The 23,270-nt window shown below is 72.4% G+C and carries 20 protein-coding genes and 1 pseudogene; 5 read left to right on the top strand and 16 right to left on the bottom strand.

The features are described 5' to 3' along the window. Positions 1–100 precede the first annotated feature (100 nt). The 3 genes and pseudogenes from B9S58_RS23680 to B9S58_RS23670 all read right to left on the bottom strand — a co-directional run bounded on the left by B9S58_RS23680 (position 101) and on the right by B9S58_RS23670 (position 2,255). A pseudogene (locus B9S58_RS23680) lies at positions 101–558 on the bottom strand ((4Fe-4S)-binding protein). A 99-nt stretch (positions 559–657) separates the two neighbouring features. After that, complete coding sequence (locus B9S58_RS23675) at positions 658–1,059, bottom strand: RidA family protein (protein WP_103534082.1); 402 nt, start codon at positions 1,057–1,059, stop codon at positions 658–660. Continuing rightward, complete coding sequence (locus B9S58_RS23670; RefSeq protein WP_103534081.1) at positions 1,056–2,255, bottom strand: acyl-CoA dehydrogenase family protein; 1,200 nt, start codon at positions 2,253–2,255, stop codon at positions 1,056–1,058. Before B9S58_RS23670 ends, B9S58_RS23675 begins: the two co-directional genes overlap by 4 nt. A gap of 150 nt (positions 2,256–2,405) precedes the next feature. Here B9S58_RS23670 and B9S58_RS23665 point away from each other — a divergent pair, with 150 nt between their 5' ends. From B9S58_RS23665 to B9S58_RS23650, 4 genes are read left to right on the top strand one after another with little or no spacing between them, the layout of a single operon-like run. After that, positions 2,406–4,118 (top strand): AMP-binding protein, encoded by a 1,713-nt coding sequence (locus B9S58_RS23665; RefSeq protein ID WP_103534080.1) that lies wholly within the window; start codon positions 2,406–2,408, stop codon positions 4,116–4,118. A gap of 4 nt (positions 4,119–4,122) precedes the next feature. Next, a complete protein-coding gene (locus tag B9S58_RS23660) occupies positions 4,123–4,944 on the top strand; it encodes a PaaX family transcriptional regulator C-terminal domain-containing protein (protein WP_103534079.1) in 822 nt (273 codons plus the stop codon). A 58-nt stretch (positions 4,945–5,002) separates the two neighbouring features. After that, positions 5,003–5,833, top strand: coding sequence for a GNAT family N-acetyltransferase (locus tag B9S58_RS23655; protein ID WP_103534078.1), 831 nt, complete (start codon positions 5,003–5,005; stop codon positions 5,831–5,833). A gap of 14 nt (positions 5,834–5,847) precedes the next feature. Next, on the top strand, positions 5,848–6,321 hold the full coding sequence (locus tag B9S58_RS23650) for a hypothetical protein (RefSeq protein ID WP_103534105.1): 474 nt from the start codon (positions 5,848–5,850) through the stop codon (positions 6,319–6,321). Here the strand turns inward: B9S58_RS23650 and B9S58_RS23645 are convergent. Together B9S58_RS23645 and B9S58_RS23640 are read right to left on the bottom strand one after the other, a co-directional pair. Further along, positions 6,308–8,647: a bifunctional salicylyl-CoA 5-hydroxylase/oxidoreductase gene (locus tag B9S58_RS23645; RefSeq protein ID WP_181009430.1), complete on the bottom strand. Its 2,340-nt coding sequence runs from the start codon at positions 8,645–8,647 to the stop codon at positions 6,308–6,310. The two genes, B9S58_RS23650 and B9S58_RS23645, sit on opposite strands and share 14 nt — an antisense overlap. Then, complete coding sequence (locus B9S58_RS23640) at positions 8,632–9,459, bottom strand: enoyl-CoA hydratase family protein (protein ID WP_103534077.1); 828 nt, start codon at positions 9,457–9,459, stop codon at positions 8,632–8,634. Before B9S58_RS23640 ends, B9S58_RS23645 begins: the two co-directional genes overlap by 16 nt. A 283-nt stretch (positions 9,460–9,742) precedes the next feature. Between B9S58_RS23640 and B9S58_RS23635 the strand changes: the two genes are divergently transcribed. Continuing rightward, entirely contained in the window at positions 9,743–10,192 is a 450-nt protein-coding gene (locus B9S58_RS23635; RefSeq protein ID WP_103534076.1) for an ATP-binding protein, read from the top strand. On the opposite strand, the gene B9S58_RS23630 is transcribed toward B9S58_RS23635, so the two are convergent. The 11 genes from B9S58_RS23630 to B9S58_RS23575 form a co-directional block, all read right to left on the bottom strand. After that, on the bottom strand, positions 10,143–11,630 hold the full coding sequence (locus tag B9S58_RS23630) for an amino acid permease (protein WP_103534075.1): 1,488 nt from the start codon (positions 11,628–11,630) through the stop codon (positions 10,143–10,145). The genes B9S58_RS23635 and B9S58_RS23630 overlap by 50 nt on opposite strands. Before the next feature lie 402 nt (positions 11,631–12,032). Next, positions 12,033–13,037, bottom strand: a complete 1,005-nt coding sequence (gene argF / locus B9S58_RS23620) for an ornithine carbamoyltransferase (protein WP_103534074.1) — start codon at positions 13,035–13,037, stop codon at positions 12,033–12,035. A 134-nt stretch (positions 13,038–13,171) separates the two neighbouring features. Continuing rightward, complete coding sequence (locus B9S58_RS23615) at positions 13,172–14,407, bottom strand: arginine deiminase (protein ID WP_103534073.1); 1,236 nt, start codon at positions 14,405–14,407, stop codon at positions 13,172–13,174. 87 nt (positions 14,408–14,494) lie between these two features. Further along, on the bottom strand, positions 14,495–17,101 hold the full coding sequence (locus tag B9S58_RS23610; RefSeq protein WP_103534072.1) for a polynucleotide kinase-phosphatase: 2,607 nt from the start codon (positions 17,099–17,101) through the stop codon (positions 14,495–14,497). After that, positions 17,098–18,594 carry a 3' terminal RNA ribose 2'-O-methyltransferase Hen1 gene (locus B9S58_RS23605; RefSeq protein ID WP_103534071.1) on the bottom strand — a complete coding sequence of 499 codons (1,497 nt, stop codon included), beginning with the start codon at positions 18,592–18,594 and terminating at the stop codon, positions 17,098–17,100. Before B9S58_RS23605 ends, B9S58_RS23610 begins: the two co-directional genes overlap by 4 nt. Positions 18,595–18,670: 76 nt before the next feature. Then, complete coding sequence (gene mmuM, locus B9S58_RS23600; protein ID WP_103534070.1) at positions 18,671–19,594, bottom strand: homocysteine S-methyltransferase; 924 nt, start codon at positions 19,592–19,594, stop codon at positions 18,671–18,673. Between the two features lie 50 nt (positions 19,595–19,644). Then, complete coding sequence (locus B9S58_RS23595; protein ID WP_103534069.1) at positions 19,645–20,568, bottom strand: LLM class F420-dependent oxidoreductase; 924 nt, start codon at positions 20,566–20,568, stop codon at positions 19,645–19,647. Between the two features lie 106 nt (positions 20,569–20,674). Next, positions 20,675–21,175, bottom strand: coding sequence for a DUF6099 family protein (locus tag B9S58_RS23590; protein WP_103534068.1), 501 nt, complete (start codon positions 21,173–21,175; stop codon positions 20,675–20,677). 124 nt (positions 21,176–21,299) lie between these two features. Beyond that, positions 21,300–21,659 (bottom strand): nucleotide pyrophosphohydrolase, encoded by a 360-nt coding sequence (locus tag B9S58_RS23585; RefSeq protein ID WP_103534067.1) that lies wholly within the window; start codon positions 21,657–21,659, stop codon positions 21,300–21,302. Positions 21,660–21,749: 90 nt separating this feature from the next. Continuing rightward, the gene (locus tag B9S58_RS23580) at positions 21,750–22,154 is read right to left on the bottom strand and encodes a cell division protein SepF (protein ID WP_006128240.1); all 405 of its coding nucleotides are present in this window, start codon (positions 22,152–22,154) and stop codon (positions 21,750–21,752) included. A gap of 148 nt (positions 22,155–22,302) precedes the next feature. Further along, positions 22,303–23,100, bottom strand: coding sequence for a DeoR/GlpR family DNA-binding transcription regulator (locus tag B9S58_RS23575; protein WP_103534066.1), 798 nt, complete (start codon positions 23,098–23,100; stop codon positions 22,303–22,305). Between the last annotated feature and the right edge of the window lie 170 nt (positions 23,101–23,270).

The raw sequence follows: 23,270 nt of genomic DNA, 5'->3' as shown, positions 1-23,270 counted from the left end.
CGGCGGGGCATCCGGGATAGAGGGCACTAAATACAGATATATCCCCCACGCCGATTCACCCGACCGGCGCGCCGCGCACCTCCGGGCCGCTGTGCCCGCCTCAGCCGGGTCCGGCGCAGGGCCCGCTGTGGTCGCAGTACGGGGTGTTGCCGGTGGCGCCGCAGCCGCAGAGCATCACCCGGGTCTCCCGCCGGGGGCCGTGGGGCGTGGCGACCTCCAGGTCCCCGCGCACGTGGAGCACCCCGTCCGCGTGCAGCGACACACGGGTGGGGACGTCGGGACCTCGTCGGGCATGCCGCCGGTGCGGTGGTACTGGAGGGCGCCGCTCGGGCAGCGCCGGATGACGTCGGCGACCTCGTCGGCGGGGGCGTTGTCGGGCTGGACCCACGGGCGGCGGCCGGCGTCGAAGACGGCGGGGAGCCCGCGCACGCACTCGGCGGCGTGCAGGCAGCGGTGCGCGTCGAAGCCGACGACGATGCCCTCGCCGTCGTAGGACCGGGCGGCTGGGCGCGGGGGCGGCTGGCTGGGCACCGCTGACTCTCCTGGGCGGCTCGGCATCCGGACCCCTTCAGCCTCGCCCCGCCGGCCCGCCGCCGCTACTCGGGCTGGGCGGCGGGGCGGCGGGAACCGCCGGGGGAAACCGCCGGGGGAACCGGCTCACGGCAGGACCGCGACCCCGTCGATCTCGACCATCGCCTGCTCGTCCCAGAGCCGGGCCACCCCGATCACGGCCATCGCCGGGTAGTCGCGCCCGGCGAGCCTGCGCCAGATCCGGCCCAGCTCGGCGGCGTGGGTCCGGTAGTCGGCGAGGTCGGTGGCGTAGACGGTGACCCGGGCGAGGTCTGCGGGGGCGCCGCCGGCCGCCTGGAGAGCGGTGAGCAGATTGCCCAGTGCGACGGCGAACTGGTCGGGCAGGGTGGCCCCGACGACCTTGCCGTCCGGGTCGAGCGCGGTCTGCCCGGCGAGGAAGACCAGCTGCCCGCCGGTGGCGACGACCGCGTGGCTGAAGCCGGTGGGCGGGGAGAGTTCGGCCGGGTTGATCCGGTGGGACGGACTCATACGGGCGGCTCCTCGGTGAGGCCCACGGGCGCCACGGGCTCTTGGGCGGTGGGCTGCCGGGCGGCGGACGCCGTCCGCTCGGCGGCGTTCGCGTACAGCTCCTTGGCGATGATGGTGCGCTGCACCTCGCTCGCGCCCTCGTAGATCCGCGGCGCGCGGACCTCGCGGTAGAGGTGTTCGAGCAGATGGCCCCGGCGCAGGGCCCGGGCGCCGTGCAGCTGGACGGCGGTGTCGACGACGTACTGCGCGGTCTCGGTGGCGTACAGCTTGGCCATCGCCGCGCGACGCGGCACGCCGCTCTCCCCCGCGTCGTACGCGGCGGCCGCCGCGTACACCAGGAGGCGGGCGGCCTCGGTGCGGGTGGCCATCTCGGCGACCTGGTGCGAGACGGCCTGGAGGTCGCTCAGCGGGCCGCCGAACGCGGTGCGCCGGGCGGTGTGCTCCAGGGTCGCGTCGAGTGCGGCGCGGGCCATCCCGACGGCGAAGGCCCCGACGCTGGGCCGCAGGAGGTTGAGGGTGTTCATCGCGACCCGGAAGCCCCGGTCGGGCTCGCCGAGCACATCGTCGGCGGTGACCGGTACGCCGTCGAACTCCAGGGTGCCGATGGGGTGCGGGGAGAGCATGTCGAGGGCGGAGCCGGTGAGTCCGGGCCGGTCGGACGGGACCAGGAAGGCGGTGATGCCGCGGGATCCCGCGCCGGGGGTCGTGCGGGCGAAGACCACGGCGAAGTCGGCCTCGGGGGCGTTGGAGATCCAGCACTTCTCGCCGGTGAGCGCCCAGCCGGCCGGGGTGTGCTCGGCGGCCAGGCTCAGGGCCGCGGCGTCGGAGCCCGCACCCGGCTCGCTCAGCGCGAACGCCGCGACCGCCCGCCCGGCCCGGACCTCGGGGAGCCAGCGCTCGCGGTGGGCGGGGGTGCCCGCCTGGACGATCGGGGTGGTGCCGAGACCCTGGAGGGCGAGCGCGGTCTCGGCCTCGGTGCAGCCCCGGGCCAGGGACTCGCGCAGCAGGCACAGGTCCAGCGCACCGGAGCCGAACATCCGCTCCAGCAGACCCAGCTCGCCCAGGGCGGCCAGCAGCGGGCGGTTGACGCGCCCGGGCTCGCCCCTCTCCGCCAGTGGGCGCAGCTTCTGTACGGCGAGGGTGCGCAGCTCTTCGCACCAGGCGGTTTGTTCCGGTTCGAGGGAGAATGCCGTCATGGCGGCGCCTCTCTTGTCGCGTGTGGTCGCGTGTCCTGTCGCGTCGCGTGGCATCTCGTCGCGTTGCGTCGCACGTCATGCCTTATCGCGGACCGTTGACTACCGTCACCCAAACGATACGCTCCAGAGGCGACAAGGGGGCGATCCTTCATGGAGCCGAATTCCTCGCCGAACACGCCCACAGCCGCCGACGACGCGTCCGTACGCGTCCCCGGCGCCCATTCCGAGCCGTCCGGCCGCGCCGCGGGCGCCCACGCCGACACCTTCACGCGCGACCGTCTCCCGCCACCGGAACAGTGGCCGGAGCTCCTCCTGGAGGACCCCGCGCCGCGCTACCCCGACCGGCTGAACTGCGGGCACGAACTGCTGGACCGCACCGTGGGGGAGCGGGGCGCCGACCGCCCGGCGCTGCGCTCCGGCGACGGAAGCGTCTGGAGCTACGGCGAGCTGCGGGAGACGGTGGACCGTATCGCCCACGTGCTGACGGACGACCTGGGCGTCGTGCCGGGCAACCGGGTGCTGCTGCGCGGCCCGACCACACCCTGGCTGGCCGCCTGCTGGCTCGCCGTCATGAAGGCGGGCGCGGTCGCCGTCACCGTACTGGCGCAGGCGCGCGCGAACGAACTGTCCACGATCTGCTCACTGGCGCGCATCAGCCACGCCCTGTGCGACGCCCGGTCGGTGGCGGACCTGGCGAAGGCGGACGTGGACGGCCTGCGGGTCACCCTGTTCGGCGGCGCCGGGCCCGGGGACCTCACCCGGCTGGCCGAGCGCAGGTCCGGCCCGTACCGGGCGGTGGACACCGCCGCCGACGAGGTCGCGCTCATCGCGTTCACCTCGGGGACCACCGGGCGCCCCAAGGGCTGCATGCACCTCCACCGGGACCTCCTCGCCATCGCCGACACCTTCTCCCGGCACGTCCTGCGCCCCTCGGCCGACGACGTGTTCGCGGGCAGCCCGCCACTGGGCTTCACGTTCGGCCTGGGCGGGCTGCTGGTCTTCCCGCTGCGGGCCGGGGCCTCGACGCTGCTGCTGGAGCAGGCGGGCCCGCAGCAGCTGCTGCCCGCGCTGGCCCGCCACCGGGTCTCGGTCCTCTTCACCGCGCCGACGGCGTACCGCACGATGCTCGGACAACTGGACGGCCACGACCTCTCGGCGCTGCGGCGCTGCGTCTCGGCCGGGGAGAACCTGCCGGCGGCGACCTGGCGTGCCTGGTACGAGGCGACGGGGCTGCGCATCATCAACGGCATCGGAGCCACCGAACTGCTGCACATCTTCATCTCGGCCGCCGGCGACGCGATCCGGCCGGGCACGACGGGGGTGCCCGTGCCGGGCTGGCAGGCCCGGGTGGTGGACGAGCACGGGGACGAGCTGCCCGACGGCGAGGCGGGACTGCTCGCCGTGCGCGGCCCGGTCGGCTGCCGCTATCTCTCCGACCCGCGGCAGACGGAGTACGTCCGGCACGGCTGGAACATGACCGGCGACACCTTCGTCCGCGAACCGGACGGCTACTTCCGCTACGTGGCCCGCGCCGACGACATGATCATCTCCTCCGGCTACAACATCGCGGGCCCCGAGGTGGAGGACGCCCTGCTGCGCCACCCGGAGGTCGCGGAGGCCGCCGTGGTGGGCCGGGCGGACGAACTGCGCGGCGAGGTCGTGGTGGCGCACGTGGTACTGCGGGAGGGCTCGGAGCAGACGGCGGACTCGCTGCGCGCCCACATGAAGGCCAGTCTGGCCCCGCACAAGTGCCCGCGCGTCTTCGTCTTCCGCTCCTCGCTCCCCCGCACGGCGACCGGCAAACTCCAGCGGTTCCTGCTGCGGGACCGGCCCGACGCTCGCCCGGCCGGGCCTCTAGAGTGATCACGTGGCCGAGTTGCGCACCCCCCGTTCCCTGATCATCACGCTCTACGGCGCCTACGGCCGTCCACCGGACGGCGCCCCGTTCGCGGTGTCGGAGCTGATCCGCCTGCTGCACGCCGTGGGCGTCGACGCCCCGTCGGCACGTTCCTGCGTCTCGCGGCTGAAGCGGCGCGGGCTGCTGGTGGCCGCCCGCGCGGCGGACGGCTCGGCGGGCTACGCGCTGTCGCCGGACGCCCGGCAGCTGCTGGACGACGGGGACCGGCGGATCTACCGGCACCCCGCACCGCGGCTCGCCGACGGCTGGGTGCTCGCGGTGTTCTCGGTGCCCGAGGCGGAGCGCAGCAAGCGCCACCTGCTGCGCTCCCGGCTGGCCCGCCTCGGCTTCGGCACGGCCGCGCCCGGGGTGTGGATCGCCCCGGCCGGGCTGTACGAGGAGACCCGGCACACCCTGGAGCGGCTCGAACTCGCCCCGTACGTCGACCTGTTCCGCGGCGAGCACCTCGGCTTCGCCGCCACCCGCGAGGCGGTGGCCCGCTGGTGGGACCTGGCGGCGGTGGCACGCCTGCACCACGACTTCCTGGAACTGCACGAGCCGGTGCTGCGCGACTGGGAGGCGTCCGGGGAGTCCGACGGCGAACCCCGCCCGCAGACCGCCTACCGGGACTATCTGCTGGCGCTGGACTCGTGGCGGCAACTCCCTTACGCGGACCCGGGTCTGCCGCCGGAGCTCCTGCCCGGGGACTGGCCGGGCGGCCGGTCGGCGGAGGTGTTCGGCTGGCTGCACGAGCGGCTGCGGGACGCCGGGGAGCGGTTCGTGCGGGGGTGACCCCCGCACGGACGGGAAATCCGGGTGCCCCGGGGACGGCGCGCGGGCAGGATGAGGCATGACCTGGACCTTCACGCACGACACCGGCACGTTCCCCGCCGCGGCCGGCGCGTCACTCACCGCGCGGCCCGTCGAGCACACGGTGGCGCTCACGGTCACCGAGCGGCTGGGACGGGCCGGCGCACATCACTGCGGTGAGGGCGATCCGGTGCTCGGCTGGTGGCGCGGGGCGGACGGCGGGGTGGCGGGAACCCCGGTGCGCACTCCGCCCCGTCCGGCACTGCTGAACGCCGTGCCCGCGGAGGCGGTGGGACCGCCGGCGGAAGCCCTGGGAGCGGGTCCGGACCTGGAGGCCGTCAACGCGGACCGGGACACCCCGGCGCTGCCGGCCGCCCGACTGCCGGGCTACCGGACCGAGCGGGAGAAACGGCTCTACCGGCTGGGCGCCCTGCGGCCGCCGTCGCCCACGCCGGAGGGCCGGGCCAGGGCGGCGGCACATGCGGACCGGGCGGTGCTCGTGGAGTGGATGCACGGGTCCACCGACGCGACCGGGCGGTCCAGGTCGTCCGCACCCCGGCTGGTGGACGAGGGCACGGCACGTGGGGCGCTCACCCTCGGGGAGAGCGGCAGGGCGCCGGTGGCCCTGGCGGGGCGCTCCCGGATGCTCGCGGGCACGGTGCGGGTGACGTTGGTCTGCACGCCGCCGGAGCATCGCGGCCGGGGGTACGCGGCCGCCGTGACCGCCGAGGCCTCCCGGGCCGCCGTGGCGGCGGGAGCGGCGGAGGTCGTGTTGTTCGCGGACATCGCCAACCCGACGAGCAACGGCGTCTACCGGCGCATCGGTGGCGAGCCGGTGGCGGACCGGCTGCTGCTGAGGAGGGCCGCGTGACGGCGGAGGGAGACGTGACGGCCGAGGGACGAGGGACATCGGAGGAGGGCCCCGCGGCGCCCCAGCCGCTCTGGCTCGTCGCCGCGAACGTGGTGCGGTGGCGGCGGTACGGGGACGACGGGCAGGAGCTGCGGCCGGGGGCCATGTCGCACCGGGGCGGGGCCAAGGCGCACGTCGTGGGCACCCACCCGGGCATGGGGCACGAGCAGTTGACCACCGTCGGGCGGGGCCGTCACACCCGTGCGTACATCACCATCGACATGGCGACCCGCAATCTGCACACGTTCCGGCCGACGGCGGTCCACAGCCCGGCGGTGCTGCGCCGCACGGCCGCGGTGGGCATCGACGGGTCATGGGCCACGCGGGAGTACGCCGAGGAACTGGCCGCCCTGCTCGGGGGCCTGGCCGTGCGGTACCGCGAGGAGCACTGGGGTGGCGTGCCGCACCCTGTCCCGTGCCGCTGCCACGACTGCCTCACCCCAGGGTGAGCCGGGGTTTCGGGGCGTCCGTGCGGCCCGTCGGCGGGGGGCGGCTGCCCGCGCGGTACGGGAGCGGCCAGGGCGCGCCCGGTCCCGTGTAGCCCTGTTCGGCCGCCGCGTGCAAGGTCCAGTGCGGGTCGTACAGATGGGGGCGGGCCAGGGCGCAGAGGTCGGCGCGGCCCGCCAGGAGCAGGGAGTTGACGTCGTCCCAGGAGGAGATCGCGCCGACCGCGATCACGGGGACGTCCACGGTGTTGCGGATGCGATCGGCGTACGGAGTCTGGTAGGAGCGGCCGTACTCGGGGCGCTCCCCGGGCACGACCTGGCCGGTGGAGACGTCGATGGCGTCGGCCCCGTGGGCGGCGAAGGCGCGGGCGATCTCCACGGCGTCCGCCGCTTCCGTGCCGCCCTCGGTCCAGTCGGTGGCGGAGATCCGCACGGTCATCGGCCGTTCCCGCGGCCAGACTTCACGTACGGCGTCGAAGACTTCGAGAGGGAAGCGGAGCCGCCCCTCCAGCGACCCGCCATAGCCGTCGGTGCGGTGGTTGGTGAGCGGGGAGAGGAAGCCTGAGAGCAAGTATCCGTGGGCGCAGTGGAGTTCGAGGAGGTCGAAGCCGCTGTCGGCGGCGCGCCGGGCGGCGGACGTGAACTGCTCGCGCACGGCGTCCATCCCGGCCCGGCCCAGCTCCTCGGGGACCTGGCTGACGCCGGGCTCGTACGGGAGCGGGGAAGCTGCCGTCAGCGGCCAGTTGCCGCGATCGAGGGGCTGGTCGATGCCCTCCCACATGAGCTTCGTGGAGCCCTTGCGGCCGGAGTGGCCTAGCTGGACGCCGATGGCGGCGCCGGGCGCGGAGGTGTGGACGAAGTCGGTGATCCGCCGCCAGGCGGTGGCCTGTTCGGCGTTCCACAGGCCTGTGCAGCCGGGGGTGATGCGGCCCTCGGGGCTGACGCAGACCATCTCGGTCATGGTGAGTCCGGCGCCGCCGAGCGCACGGGCCCCGAGGTGGACGAGGTGGAAGTCGGCGGGGAGCCCGTCGACGGCGGAGTACATGTCCATGGGCGAGACGACGACGCGGTTGCGCAGTTCGAGGCCTCGCAGGCGCAGCGGGGTGAACATCGGCGGGGTGCCCGGCGGGCAGCCGAACTCCTCCTCGACGGCGGCGGTGAACGAGGCGTCGCGCAGCCGGAGGTTGTCGTGGGTGACCCGGCGGCTGCGGGTGAGCAGGTTGAACGCGAAGCGCCGGGGCGGCTGGTCCACATAGGTGGCCAGCTCCTCGAACCAGCGCAGGCTGGCGGCCGCGGCGCGCTGGGTGGAGGCGACGACCGGGCGGCGCTCGGCCTCGTACGCGGCCAGGGCGGCGGGCAGGTCCGGCTGCTCCCCGACACAGGCGGCCAGCGCGAGGGCGTCCTCGACGGCGAGCTTGGTGCCGGAGCCGATGGAGAAGTGGGCGGTGTGGGCCGCGTCGCCGATGAGCACCGTGTTCCCGTGGGACCAGCGGGAGTTGGTGACCGTACGGAAGGCGAGCCAGGAGGACCTGCTGCCGCGCAGGGGGCGGCCGTCCAGGGCCTCGGTGAAGAACTTGGCGCAGCGGGCGGTGGATTCGGCCGCGTCACAGGTGTCGAGCCCGGCGGCACGCCACACCTCCTCGCGCATCTCGACGATGACGGTGGAGGCGTCCGCCGCGTACGGGTAGCCGTGCAGCTGCATGACACCGTACGGGGTTTCGGCGATCTCGAAGCGGAAGGCTGCGAGCGCGAAGTCGGCGGCGAGCCAGATGTAGCGGTTGCGGTGTCCGGTGAGGGACGGGCCGAAGGCCTCGGGGTGGGCGGCGCGGGTGGCGCTGTGCACCCCGTCGGCGGCGATGACCAGGTCGTGGTGGGCGGCGAGCCGGCCGGCGGGCGGGGCCGCGGTGCGGAAGCGGAGGTCGACGCCGAGGCCGGTGCAGCGCTCGTGCAGGATCTCCAGGAGCCGTCGGCGGCCGAGTGCGGCGAAGCCGTGGCCGCCGGAGGTGTGGGTCCGGCCCCGGTGGACGATGTCGATGGTGTCCCAGCGGACGAATTCGCGGCTCAGCGCCCGGTAGACCTCGGGGTCGGCGTGCTCGATGCCGCCGAGGGTCTCGTCGGAGAGGACGACGCCGAAGCCGAAGGTGTCGTCGGGGGCGTTGCGCTCGAAGACGGTGACCTCACGGTCCGGATCGAGCCGCTTGAGGAGGGCCGCGGAATAGAGCCCGCCGGGGCCGCCGCCGATGACCGCGATCCGCCGCACGCGGTCCGGCACGGCGGCGTCCGGGCGCCGGGTGGTTTCGGGGCCCTGCACGGCTACCTCCCCTGCCATTTCGGCGGCCGCTTCTCGGTGAAGGCGGCGTGGAACTCGGCGTAGTCCTCGCCGTGCATCAGGAGTGCCTGGGTGTTGGCGTCCAGCTCGACGGAGGCGGCCAGCGGCATGTCCAGTTCGGCGGTGAGCAGGGCCTTGGTCTGGGCGAGGGCGAGGGCGGGGCCGTCGGCGAGGCGGCGGGCCAGCTCGGCGGCCCGCTCGTCGGCCTTCCCCTCCTCGGCCAGCTCGCTGATCAGGCCGATCCGCTCCGCCTCGGGCGCGCGGACGGCGTCCCCGAGCATCAGGAGGCGGGTGGCGTGGCCGAGGCCGACGACCCGGGGCAGCAGGTAGGCCGCACCCATGTCGCCGCCGGAGAGGCCGACCCGGGTGAAGAGGAAGGCGAAGCGGGCCGACGGGTCGGCGACCCGGAAGTCCGCGGCCAGGGCCAGCACGGCTCCGGCTCCGGCGGCGACGCCGTGGACGGCTGCGACGACGGGGAAGGGGCACTCCCGCAGGGCCCGGACGACCTGCCCGGTCATCCGGTTGAAGTCGAGGAGCTGTGCGGTGTCCATCGCCAGGGTGGCGCCGATGATCTCGTCGACGTCGCCGCCGGAGCAGAAGCCGCGCCCCTCACCGGCGAGGACGAGAGCACGGACGGAGCGTTCCCGGGAGAGCTCGGCGAGGAGGTCGCGCAGATCCGCGTAGCCGCCGAAGGTGAGTGCGTTGAGTTTCTCGGGACGGGCGAATGTGACGGTGGCCACACCGTCGTGGCGGGTCAGCCGCAGATGACGCCATTCCTCGGTGCTCGGGGCCGAGCTGGGAAACGGGCTCATGGAGGGGTCCCCTTCAGCGATCGGGCTGGTGCCGGCCGTGCGCGGGTCGCATTCCGCCTCCGAAGTTATCACCCTTACGTGACCGCCGTCACGAGGTCGCAATACAGCTTCCATGAGGCTGTTGTGGCGAAAGTCCCCTTTGCTCCGGCCGACCGCCTCTATGGCTGGACCGGAGCGGTTCGTAAGGTTGAAACCAGGAAGTCCCGACACGAGTACGACGTGAACGCCGCATGTCGAGACCTCCCGCTTCGAGGAAGACCCGCTCCCGAACGGAAACCCTGCCGTGCCGCCCGACGTCCCCGTCCCCGCTTCCTGGCGCATCGCCCTGCCGCACTCCACCGCGGCCGTGCCGATCGCCCGCGCTCTCATCCGTACGGCGCTGTCGGACATCGACGCCCCGGCCGACAGCGACACCGCCGAGCTGCTGACCGCCGAGCTGGTGGCCAACGCGGTCGAACACACGCTGGGCGGTGAGCCCATCGAGCTGGTCGTGGAGCTGCTGCCCACCGGCTGCCAGGTCGAGGTGCACGACCGCGACCCCGCCCCGCCGGGCGACCTGTCCCGGCCGCAGCCGGGCTGTGAGGTCGATCCCTGGCAGGAGCACGGCCGCGGCCTGCTGCTGATCCGGACCCTCAGCGCCGCGTGCGGTCACCGCACCACGGAGCACGGCAAGGCCGTCTGGTTCACGCTTCCGGCGATACCGGCGCAGCCGGGTCCGTCCCCGGGGAGCTGACCAGCCGGGAACGCTTGCGGCCGTAGCCGGCGTACAGCAGCGAGCCGACCGTCAGGAAGACCGCGAACTGGACCCAGGTCGTCCAGCCGGTCCCGTACATCAGATACAGGCAGAACACGACGCCCAGGAGCGGGCTGACCGGGTAGAGCGGCACCCGGAAGGTCCGCTTCAGCTCGGGGTTGCGGCGGCGGAGCACCACCACCGCGATGTTGACGGCGACCATCGTGGCGAGGGTGCCGATGGTCGTCAGGTTCACGACGACGTCGAGCGGGACGAAGGCCGCCGGGACCGCGAAGACGCCGGCGACGATCCAGGTGTTGGCGACCGGGGTGTGGGTCTTGGGCGAGACCCGCTCGAAGACGCGCGGGATGAGTCCGTCACGGGACATCGACATCAGGATGCGGGTCTGCCCGTACATCACGGCGAGCACCACCGAGGCGATGGCGACGACCGCGCCGAAGGCGATGATGCCGCCGCCGACCGTGGAGTCGGTGACCTGGTTGACGGCGATCGAGAGGGCCGCGCTCTTGTTCGCGACGGCGTCCGAGCCGATCGCGCCGATGGCTGAGAGGGCCACCGCGCAGTAGAGCAGCGTGACGACGCCGATGCAGATAAGGATGGCGATCGGGATGTTCCGCCGGGGGTTCTTGACCTCTTCGCCCGCGGTGGTGATGGCGTCGAAGCCGATGTACGAGAAGAACGCCAGCGAGGCGCCCGCGGTGATCCCGCCGAGCCCGTGGGTCGCGAACGGCATGAGGTTGTCGTCCTGGAACGCGCTGAACGCCACGGCGCAGAACGCGACCAGGATGCCGATCTTGAGGACGGCCATGGCGGCGGTGGCGGTGGCGCTCTCCCGGACACCCCGCACCAGCAGGGTGGCCGCCATGGCGATCACCACGACCGCGGGCAGGTTGATCACCCCGCCGTCACCGGGCCCGGAGGACAGGGCCTCGGGGAGTTCCCAGCCGATCACGCTGTTCAGCAGCTCGTTGACGTACTGGCTCCAGCCCACCGCGACGGCGGAGACCGATACGCCGTATTCCAGCAGCAGGCACCAGCCGACGAGGAAGGCGGTGCGCTCGCCGAGCGCCGCGTACGCGAAGGAGTACGAGCTTCCGGAGACCGGAATGGCGCTGCCCAGCTCCGCGAAGGACAGGGCGGTGAAGATGCAGGTGATCGCCGCGAGGACGAACGAGATCACGACGGCGGGGCCGGCCTCGGCGACGCTGTCGGACAGTCCGACGAAGATGCCGGTGCCGACGATCGCGCCGACCCCGAAGCAGACGAGCTGGAAGAGGCCCATCGTGCGCTTGAGGCCGTGACCCTCCAGGTCCCCGCCGGACTCGGCGATGAGCTGATCGGGGCTCTTGCGGCGCAGGCCCGGCTTCGAGGGGCCGGGGCGCTTCGGGGTGCCGGAACGCGGCAGACCGGGGCTCATGCGGGACGTTCTCATCTCTGGTGGCGCAGTGGGGGGACGTTTCCCTGTGCGCAGGGCGGCCGTGGGGGCCCCGGGCGACATGGGAAGGGGTCCGGGCGTTGCTAGGGGGTGTCTGACAATTCCCGTCTGCCTCACGACGCCATGCACGCACTCTCGCCGCACCGACTCCAGAGCCAAGTACGTCCAGTACGAGGGCCTGGGGCCGGCACCCCGAGAGCACGCACCTGACGCCGCGCGGCCGCCCTGCGGGCGACGACGGGAATTGTCAGACACCCCTAGCCCGAACCCCACCAAGAGGCGACATCGTAGCCACCACCGCGCATGTTCACCCAATCGGGTGTATGAGCATGCGAACCTCTGCCCCGTATGCGTACCGAGGGGCTACTTCAGGCGTACCGGGGGCTACTTCCCGGCCAACGTCGCCACCAGCACCGCCTTGATCGTGTGCATCCGGTTCTCCGCCTGGTCGAAGACGACCGAGTGCACGGATTCGAAGACCTCGTCGCTGACCTCCAGCTCGGTCAGCCCGTACCTGGCGTGGATGTCCCGGCCGACCTGGGTGCCGAGGTCGTGGAAGGCGGGCAGACAGTGCAGGAACCTCACGTCCGGGTTGCCGGTGGCCCGCAGGACGTCCATCGTCACGGCGTACGGCCCGAGGGCGGCGATGCGCTCGGCCCACACCTCCTTGGGCTCCCCCATCGAGACCCAGACGTCGGTGGCGACGAAGTCGGCACCCCGGACGCCCTGGGCGACGTCGCCGGTGAGGGTGATCGTCGCGCCGCTGATCTCGGCGAGCTCCCGGGCCCGCGCCACGACGGCCTCGTCCGGCCAGTAGGCCTCGGGGGCGACGATCCTGACGTCCAGGCCGAGCAGGGCGCCGGTGATCAGGTAGGAGTTGCCCATGTTGAAGCGGGCGTCACCGAGGTAGGCGAAGGTGCTCTCCGTGACGGGCCCATCGCCGTGCTCGGTCATGGTGAGCACGTCGGCGAGCATCTGGGTGGGGTGCCAGTCGTCGGTGAGCCCGTTGAAGACCGGCACCCCGCCGTACGCGGCCAGCTCCTCGACGGCCTGCTGGCTGTCGCCCCGGTACTCGATCCCGTCGAACATCCGGCCGAGCACCCGGGCGGTGTCCTTCACGGACTCCTTGTGGCCCATCTGGGAGCCCGAGGGGTCGAGATAGGTGGTGGAGGCGCCCTGGTCGGCGGCGGCGACCTCGAAGGCGCAGCGCGTACGGGTCGAGGTCTTCTCGAAGATCAGCGCGATGTTCTTCCCGCGCAGCCGCTGGACCTCGCCCCCGGTCTTCTTGGCCGCCTTGAGCTCGGCGGCCAGGGAGACCAGGCCGAGAAACTCCTCGGAGGTGAAGTCCAGCTCCTTGAGGAAGTGGCGGCCGGTGAGGTCTATGGCCATGATGACTGCTCCTGGGTCGGACGGGGATCGGCGCACTGCACGCGGCAGAACTGGAACCCTATACGATCCGCCGCATCTCTATACAGACCCTTGGGCTCGCGGTCGTCGGCCTCTCACGCCACGGGGCCGTTCTCTCATGCCACGGGGTCCCGCTCCACCGGGCAGCTCATACAGCGCGGTCCGCCGCGTCCCCGGCCCAGCTCGCTGCCCCGGATGTCGATGACCTCGATGCCCTGCCTGCGCAGATAGGTGTTGGTCGTGGCGTTGCGCTCGTACGCGACGACGACTCCGGGCTCGACCGCGAGCACGTTGCAGCCGTCGTCCCACTGCTCGCGCTCGGCCGCGTGCACGTCCTGGGTGGCGGTGAGCACCCGGATGGAGTCGAGGCCGAGGGCGGCGGCGATGGCGCGGTGCATGTGCTCGGGCGGATGGTCGGTGACCTTCAGATCGCGAGGGCCGCTGCCGGGCTCGATGGTGTACGAACGGAGCATGCCGAGACCGGCGTACTGGGTGAACGTGTCGCCGTCGACCATCGTCATCACCGTGTCCAGGTGCATGAACGCGCGCCCCTTGGGCATGTCGAGCGCCACGATCGTGCGCGCCGAACCGGCGTCGAAGAGGCCCCGGGCCAGCATCTCCACCGCCTGCGGCGTGGTGCGCTCGCTCATCCCGATGAGGACCGCCCCCTGCCCGAGGACCAGGACGTCGCCGCCCTCGATGGTGGACGGGTAGTCGTCCTGCCCCTCCGACCAGTGGTGGAAGGCGCCCGCCTCCGGGCCGGTGAAGAGGGGATGGTGCCGGTAGATGGCCTCGAAGTGGACGGTCTCGCGCTGCCGGGCGGGCCAGCGCATCGCGTTGATGGAGACCCCGTCGTAGATCCAGGCCGAGGTGTCCCGGGTGAAGAGGTGGTTGGGCAGCGGGCCGAGCAGGAAGTCGTCCAGGTCCATCACATGGAAGCGGACGGAGGTCGGTTCGCTGTGCCGCTCCAGGAACTCGCGCTTGGTCATACCGCCGACCAGGGCCTCCGCCAGCTCCTCCGAGGACAACTCCTCGAAGACCGCCCGCAGATGCTCGGTGGCGAGCGGGCCGTACTCCTTCTCGTTGAAGACCCGGTCCAGCACGAGCCGCCGGGCGACAGGAATGTCGAGGGACTCGCGCAGGAGATCGCCGAAGAGGTGCACGGCGACCCCCCGGTCGCGCAGGACGTCGGCGAATCCGTCGTGCTCCTCCCGGGCGCGGCGCACCCACAGGACGTCGTCGAACAGGAGCGCGTCCTTGTTCCTGGGGGTGAGCCGCTTCAGCTCCAGATCGGGGCGGTGCAGTATGACGCGGCGCAGCCGCCCGGCTTCGGAGTCGACATGGAATCCCATGCCTTCATCCTCACCGCGCGGAGCGCCGTTCACCCGGCGAACCGCCCATCGGTTCCGCAGAGGTATCCGCGATGGGTGATCCGCCGGTCAGAGCCGGGGGTCCACCGGCTCCGACTCCAGGGCCAGGACGGCGAACACCGCCTCGTGGACCCGCCACAGCGGCTCGCCCTCCGCCAGCCGGTCCAGGGCTTCCAGGCCGAGCGCGTACTCCCGGAGCGCCAGCGAGCGCTTGTGTCCGAGGAACCGGGAGCGCAGCCGCTCCAGATTCTCCGGGCGGGTGTACTCGGGGCCGTAGATGATGCGGAGATACTCCCGGCCGCGCACCTTGATGCCGGGCTGGACGAGCCGGTCCTCGGCGTCCCGGACGAGGGCGCCGAGCGGCTTGACGACCATGCCCTCGCCGCCGCGCCCGGTCATCTCCAGCCACCAGTCCACGCCCGCGCGCACGGAGTCCTCGTCCCCGGTGTCGACGACGAGCCGGCGGGTGACCTGGAGCAGCCCGGTCGGGTCGTGCTCCACGAGCCGGTCCAGCCAGGCGAGCTGCTCGTCGTGCGGGACGGCGGCCAGGGAACGGCCCTGGACGGCGAGGATCTGGAACGGGGCGAGACGCACCCCGTCCAGCCCCTCGGTGGACCAGCAGTAGCGCCGGTACGCCTCGGTGAACGCGGCCGCGTCCCTCGCGCGGGCACGCTGGAGCCCGGCGAGGTCCGCCACCTCGACGCCCCGGGCGACCGCCTGCTCCAGGGCGGCGACGGCCGGCGGGAAGACCGCGCCGGACGCGGCGCCGACGGCGGCGTACTGCGAGCGCAGCAGCCCGCCGGCCTTGAGCGACCACGGCATCAGTTCGGCGTCCAGGAGCACCCAGTCGGTGTCCCACTCCTGCCAGAGCCCGGCGGCGGTGACAGCGGCCCGGAGCCGGTCCAGGACCGCTTCCGTCATGGCCGTGTCGTCCAGGAACGGGCGTCCGGTGCGGGTGTACAGCGCGCCGGTGGGGCCCGCCGCGCCGAAGCGCGCGGTCGCGGCCCCGGCGTCCCTGCAGACCAGGGCGACGGCCCGGGAGCCCATGTGCTTCTCCTCGCACACGACCCGCTCGACGCCGTCGCTGCGGTACTGCGCGAAGGCCTCGGCCGGGTGCTCCAGGAAGCCGTCCGCGCGGGAGGTCGCGGTGGGGGCCATGGTGGGCGGGAGGTAGGCGAGGAGCTGCGGGTCGACGGCGAACCGGCTCATGACTTCGAGCGCGGCGGCGGCGTTCTCCTCACGCACGGCGACACGGCCCAGGTGCCGGGTCTCCACGACCCGGCGGCCCTGGACGTCGGCGAGGTCCAGCGGCCGGCCCTCCCGGCCCCCGGGCGCCTCGGTGACCAGCGGCTTGACGGGCTCGTACCAGACCTTCTCGGCGGGCACGTCGACGAGTTCGCGCTCCGGCCAGCGCAGCGCGGTCATCTTCCCGCCGAAGACGGCCCCGGTGTCCAGGCAGATGGTGTTGTTGATCCAGGAGGTGCTGGGCACCGGGGTGTGGCCGTAGACCACGGTGGCACGGCCCCGGTACTCCTCGGCCCACGGGTAGCGCACGGGCAGGCCGAACTCGTCGGTCTCCCCCGTCGTGTCCCCGTACAGCGCGTGCGAACGGACCCGGCCGGAGGTGCGTCCGTGGTACTTCTCGGGCAGCCCTGCGTGACTGACCACCAGCTTGCCGTCGTCCAAGACGTAGTGGCTGACCAGCCCGTCGATGAACTCCCGCACCTGCCCCCGGAACTCGGGGTGCTCGGCGTCCTCGCGCTCCAGCTGCTCGACGGTCTCGGCGAGCCCGTGGGTGAGCTGGACCTTGCGGCCCGCGAGATAGCGGCCGAGCTTGTTCTCGTGGTTGCCGGGAACGCACAGGGCGTTGCCCGCCGACACCATGGACATGACGCGGCGCAGCACGCCGGGACTGTCGGGCCCCCGGTCGACGAGGTCGCCGACGAACACGGCGGTGCGCCCTTCGGGGTGGGCGCCGTCCACATAGCCCAGCTTGCCGAGCAGGGTGTCCAGCTCGGATCGGCAACCGTGGATGTCCCCGATGATGTCGAACGGGCCGGTGAGGTGACGCAGGTCGTTGTAGCGGCGCTCCAGGACCACTTCGGCGCTCTCGGCCTCCTCCTCGGTGCGCAGGACGTGCACCTTGCGGAAGCCCTCGCGCTCCAGACCGCGCAGCGATCGCCGCAGCTCGCGGCGGTGCCGCTGGATGACATGGCGCGGCATGGAAGCACGGTCCGGGCGGGTCGCGTTGCGGGCGGCGCAGACCTCCTCGGGGAGGTCGAGGACGATGGCGATGGGCAGGACGTCGTACTTCCGGGCCAGCTGGACGAGCAGCTTGCGGCTCTCGGACTGGACGCTGGTGGCGTCGATCACGGTGAGCCGCCCGGCCTCCAGGCGCTTGTCGGCGATGTGGTGCAGCACGTCGAAGGCGTCGCGGCTGGCGCTCTGGTCGTTCTCGTCGTCGGCGACCAGCCCCCGGCAGAAGTCCGAGGAGAGCACCTCGGTCGGCTTGAAGTGCTTGCGCGCGAAGGTGGACTTGCCCGATCCGCTGGCGCCGATGAGGACGACGAGGGAGAGGTCGGTCACCGGCAGGGTGCGCACGGCGGTGCCGGCTGCGGCTGCGGCTGCGGCTGCGGTGCCGGATTCCGCGCCGGTGTGGCTGTGGTCGTTGTTCATGCGGCTTCCGCCTCCTTCGTCTTCTCGGTGTTCCCGGTGTTCCCGGTGGTTTCCGTGGTCCGGGTGAACACGGCCATCTGGGTCGGCGGCCCCACCTCGGGGTCGTCCGGCCCGACCGGCACATACCGGACGGTGAATCCGTGCCGTTCGGCTACCTGCCCGGCCCAGTCCCGGAACTCGGCCCGGGTCCACTCGAAGCGGTGGTCCCGGTGCCGGACGTGTCCGGCCGGGAGGGTCTCCCAGCGCACGTTGTGCTCGACGTTCGGCGTGGTCACGAGCACCGTCCCCGGTCGCGCCGCGCCGAACACCGCGTACTCCAGGGCCGGCAGCCGGGGCAGGTCCAGGTGCTCGACGACCTCGCTGAGCACGGCGGCGTCATACCCCGCCAGCTGCTTGTCCGTGTAGGTCAGCGAGCCCTGCCGCAGGGTGACCCGGTCGGCCTGGCGCTCCCCCATCCGGTCCAGCTTCAGCCGCCGCGAGGCGATGGTGAGGGCGCGCATCGAGACGTCGACGCCCACGATCTCGGTGAAACGCACTTCCTTGAGGAGCGCCTGCACCAACTGGCCCTGGCCGCAGCCGAGGTCGAGCACCCGGCTCGCCCCGGCGGCGCGCAGTGCGTCGAGGATCGCGGTGCGCCGATGCTCGGCGAGCGGGACCGGCTTCTCCTCGGTGTCGGTGCTCTCGTCCACGGCGTTGTCGACGCTCTCCACGTCGAGGTCGTCCGACTCGGCGAGCCGCACCAGCTCCAGGGCCTGGTCGGCCTGGCGGGTGAGTCCCCAGCGGTGGGACAGATAGCGCCGGGTGATCAGCGGCCGCTCGGGGTGGTCGGCCAGCCAGCCCTCCCCGGCCCGCAGCAGCTTGTCCACCTCGTCGGGCGCCACCCAGTAGTGCTTGGCGTCATCGAGCACCGGCAACAGGACGTAGAGCTGCCGCAGCGCGTCGGCGAGCCGCAACTCGCCCTCCAGCACCAGACGTACGTAGCGCGAGTCGCCCCACGCCGGGAACTCCTCGTCCAGCGGTACGGCCGTGACCTCGACCCGCGTCCAGCCGAGCGGCGCGAACAGCTTGTGCACCAGCTCGGCGCCGCCCCTGGCGGGCAGGGCGGGCACCTCGACCCGCAGTGGCAGCGGGCTCCCGGCCCGCTCGGGCATGGCCCGGCAGACCCCGCCGAGCGCGGACTTGAACACGGCGGCGAGGGCGACCGACAACAGCGAGGACGCCGCATAGGGGCGGTCGTTGACGTACTGCGCGAGCGCCGCGTCGGGCGCGCCTCCCCGGCCCTTGCCCTTGCCGCGCCGCATCAGCGCCACCGGATCCACCTCCAGCAGGAGTGCGGCCGTGCAGCGCTCGGCGGACGCCTCGGGGTAAAAGACGTGTGCGGAGCCGTGCGAGGTGGAGAACGTCTGCGCCTTGTCGGGATGCTTGTGCAGCAGAAAGCCCAGGTCCGTGGCGGGACATTCAGGGGTGCCGGTCGTACCGATTGTCAGGAACACCTGTCCGAGTATGATCCTCGCCCGCTGCCCCCACCAGGTATTTTCCCTCCTCTGCCTCTCCCTTGTCCCTCCCTCCCTATTGCTCCAGCCGCCCGGCCAGTTCCGTGATGAGGTCCGGCCCCACCCGGCAGCAGCCTCCGACGAGCCGGGCCCCGGCCCGGGTCCAGGCCCGCACCCGCCCCGCGTCGAAGGTGCTGCGTCCGGTCCACCCCCGCGCTCCGGCGTCCCAGCCCTCCCCGCTGTTCGGGTAGACCACGGCGGGCCTGCCCGTGACCGCCACCGCCTGCTCCACGGCGCCCTGCGCCTCTTCCGGATCGCAGCAGTTGACCCCTACCGCGAGGACGGAGTCCCGCCCCGCCGCCACCGCGAACGCCTCCTCCAGCGGCTGACCGGCCCGCGTCCGGCCGCCCGCCACGCTGTACGAGAGCCAGTACGGCAGTCCGGTCTCCTCGGCCACCCGGACCAGGGCCTCGGCCTCGTCCAGATCCGGCACCGTCTCCAGCGCGAGTGCGTCGGGCCCCGCAGCGGCCAGCGCCGCCACCCGGGGGCGGTGGAAACGCTCCAGCTCCCGGATGCTCAGCCCGTAGCGGCCTCGGTACTCGCTGCCGTCCGCGAGTATCGCCCCGTACGGTCCGACCGATGCGGCGACCCAGGTCTCCCGCCCGGGGTCGGCCCGGCGCGCCGCCTCGGCGGCGCCCCGGGCCAGCAGCACGCTGCGGGCGAACAGTGCCTCGGTCCCGGACCGGTCGATCCCGTACCGCCCGAACCCTTCGAAGGTGGCCTGATAGCTCGCCGTGATGAGCACCTGTGCCCCGGCCCGGAGGTAGGCGAGGTGGGCGGCCTCGACCTGTTCCGGCGCGTCGGCCAGCAGACGGGCCGACCAGAGCACGTCGGACAGGTCGCAGCCCTGAGCCTCCAGTTGGTTGGAGAGCCCGCCGTCCAGCAGAACCGACCCGGCGTCCAGCGCGTCGGCGAGCGTGCCGCCGATGCTCACAGCCATCACCTCCTCTTCTCTTCAGGTCAGGTCAGGTCAGGTCAGGTCAGGTCAGGTCAGGTCAGCTGGGACTGGATCTGCGAGGAGATCAGTTCCAGCTGGTCCAGGTCGTCCAGGTCGAGGATCTGGAGGTAGATCCTCGACGAGCCGATCGCTCCGTAGGCGCCGATCTTGTCGACCACCTCGGCGGGCGACCCCGCCAGCCCGTTCGCCTTGAGCTCCTCCACATCCCGGCCGATGGCCGCCGCGCGTCGGGCGACCTCGGCGTCGTCCTTGCCCGTGCAGACGATCAGCGCGTTGGAGTACACGAGGTCGTCCGGCGAGCGCCCGTACGCCTGCGCGGCGGCCCGGACCCGGCCGAACTGCTTCTCGCTGTCCTCCAGCGAGGCGAACGGGATGTTGAACTCGTCCGCGTACTGTGCGGCGAGCCGCGGGGTGCGGGTCGCACCGTGGCCGCCGACCAGGACGGGAACCTTGGCCTGGGCGGGTTTGGGCAGCGCGGGCGAGTCGGTGAGCTGGTAGTAGGTCCCGTCATAGCTGAAGGTCTTGCCGACCTCCGTTGCCCACAGGCCGGTGACGATCGCGAGCTGCTCCTCCAGGCGGCCGAACTTCTCCTTCGGGAACGGAATGCCGTAGGCCTTGTGCTCCTCCTCGAACCAGCCTGCCCCCAGGCCCAGTTCGACCCGGCCGCCGGACATCTGGTCGACCTGGGCCACCTGGATGGCCAGCACTCCCGGAAGCCGGAACGTGCCGGCGGTCATCAGCGTGCCGAGCCGGATCCGCCGGGTCTCGCGCGCCAGTCCGGCCAGGGTGATCCAGGCGTCCGTCGGTCCGGGCAGACCGTCGCCGGAGCCCATGCGGAGATAGTGGTCGGAGCGGTAGAAAGCGTCAAAGCCCAGGTCCTCGGCGGCTTTGGCGACGGTGAGCAAGGTGTCGTAGTCGGCCCCTTGCTGGGGCTCGGTGAAGATGCGAAGATCCATGCCTCCATCCTGCCCCTCCGACGCGCGGTCCTCGTGACCATCCCGGCCGACCCCCGATGTCTCCACCCCTCCGCCTCTCCGCCTCTCCGCCTCTCCCCCGTGCTCCTCAGGGCCCCGCCGCCGATGGCGCCGGGCCGCGTATGCCCCCGTAGGGGCCGTCGCGCTCCCTCTCCCGCTCCGCCAGTCGTCTCAGCATCCCGTGCACGCGGTCCAGCGATTCGTCGGCCGCGTCCATGGCCTCGATGCACTGCCAGTACAGACCGTCCTCCCCCGTGTCGCAGGCCACCCCGACCAGCGCGATACCGGCCTCGCCGAGCAGTAGCGCCAGCCCGGCCAGGGTCGGCCGCACATCGGCGATCCCGGACAACTGGGCCGCCCTGGCACCGCCGGAGAGCACTGTCGGGTGATCCAGGGACGAGCATCCGGCGCCGATCTCCCCCAGCGCCCGCGCCTCACTCCGTAATTCCATCGGGCCGTAGAGCGCCAGTCGGCTGCCGACCGCCCGCGCGAGCGTCTGGGCCTGCCAGGCCTCCGCCATGACGTCCAGCGCGCCCCGGCTGCCCGCCAGAGCCCGCCGTCCCGCCTCGATGAGTCGCTCCGCATCCATGTGTCTCCCCCGTCCGTACGAAAACCCGCTCACCTCATTCATTACCCACAGTGAGGTAGACAGCACCGTAAAGCCAGAGGAAATCGGAAATCTGTGGACACGAAGTCGACTGTGGATATCTCGATCACTCCGAAGAGTGACGATCGTGGGGTTCCGGAGCGCCCGGCAGGGGGAAACGCTTCTCGTTCCGCTCCAACTTGGCCGCCAGCGCCGCCACCGGGTCGATGGCCAGTACCTCGCAGAACTGCAGGAGATAGGCGAGCACGTCCGCCACCTCATCGGCGACCCGGTGGGCCGATTCAGGGTTCTCCATGATCCCCGCCGACTGTTCGGGCGTCAGCCACTGAAAGATCTCCAGCAGTTCGGAGGCCTCGACGCTGAGCGCGGCCGCCAGGTTCTTCGGCGTGTGGTACTGCCCCCAGTCCCGCGCCGCCGCGAACGCGGCCAGCCGCCGCTGGAGTTCTGCCACATCGATATCTGTCACGGCCCCAGGTCTATCACCGGCCACCGACAGCGGAGGAGTGTGCGGCCGGGGGCGGCGGTCCGAGCCGGCTGCCGCCCCGACTGCCGCTCCCTAGGACTGGGCGAGGCCCGCCGGCGTGACCCCCTCGACCTCCATGCCGACCGGCGCGAGCAGGAAGACATTGCGGTCGACGCGGTGCATGCCGCTGCCGAGGCCGAAGACCACGCCGCTGCTGAAGTCGAGAATCCGCTTCGCCACGTCCGTTTCCGCCGCCGTCAGATCGAGCAGCACCGGAACCTGGGCGACCAGGTACTCGGCGACCTCGCGTGCGTCCGCGAAGACCTGCACCCGCAGCACGACGAGGCGTCGTTGCTCGGCCGCGCGCTCGTCCGGGACGGTGCGGTGGTCGATCCGCGACGGCCACTCGTCACGGCCGCGCAGCGGTACGACCTGCGCGAGCCCCTCCCACTGTTCATCGGTGGCGTCGTATCTGTCATACCTGTCGTACCTGCTCACAGGGCCACCCCGTCGTCGAGCCGGTCGGATTCGCGCCGGCTGCACTCACTGTTCATCGGGCAATCCTCTCGCCCCTCACCCGTTCGGCGTACCAACGACACGGCGAAGTCTTCGTCCGAGTCGCTTCCGGTACCCGGCGGGCACCGGTTCAGACCGTGATGACCTGAACCCCCGCCTCGCCGAACCGGCCCTTCGCCTCCGCCGCGATGTTGGAGTCGGTGACCAGGACGTCGACCAGGCCCAGGTCGCAGACCCGGGCGAAGGCCCGCTTACCGATCTTCGACGAGTCGGCCGCCACCACCACCCGCTGGGCCCGTTCCGCGAGCAGCCGGTTGACGCTGGCCTCGCCCTCGTGGTGGACGTACGCGCCGCGTTCGATGTCGATGGCGTTCACCCCGAGAACCGCGACGTCCAGGGTGATCTCATTCATCACGCCGACGGCGAGCGGACCCGTCAGTTCGTAGGACTGGGGTCTCGCGACCCCGCCCGTCACGACCATCTTGATCTGCGGCCGGATCGCCAGCTCGCTCGCGATGTTGAGGGCGTTGGTCACCACGGTCAGCGTCGGCTGCCCGCCCGCCACCGTCGCCTCGCCCACGATGTCCTGGCGTACCGCCAGCGCCCTGGCCACTTCGGTCACGGTCGTTCCGCCGGTCAGGCCGACCACTTCGCCGACGGCGACGAGGCCCGACACCGCGCGGCCGATGGCCTGCTTCTCCGGCGCGTGACGGCCCGTCTTGTAGCGGAGCGCCAGTTCGTAGGAGACCCCGTGCGCGACGGCACCGCCCCTGGTGCGGGTGAGCAGATGCTGTTCGGCCAGCTGGTCCAGATCGCGGCGGATGGTGGCGGCCGAGACGTCGAGCGCCGTCGCCGCCTCCTCGACGTCCACCCTGCCGTGTTTGCCGACCAGTTCCAGCAGCGCGTCCCACCGGGCGTCCCTGGACAAGAGCGTCTCCTCACCGTCCGGAGCGGGCACCGCGTTTCGCTGGAACGCGGTCGCCGGTGGCCGGACCGTCGCAAGCGTCGCACAGAGGCCCCCGGGAGCCCTTCACCCACCTACACCTTGCTTGTTCTTGCTCGATAACTGCATGTAACGTGCAGAATTCTACATGTGGG

It is taken from the genome of Streptomyces sp. SM11 (genome assembly GCF_002910905.1).
Classification (GTDB): Bacteria; Actinomycetota; Actinomycetes; order Streptomycetales; family Streptomycetaceae; genus Streptomyces.
The sequence above is the reverse complement of the archived record's forward strand: the minus strand, read 5'-3'. Positions and strand labels throughout refer to the sequence as shown.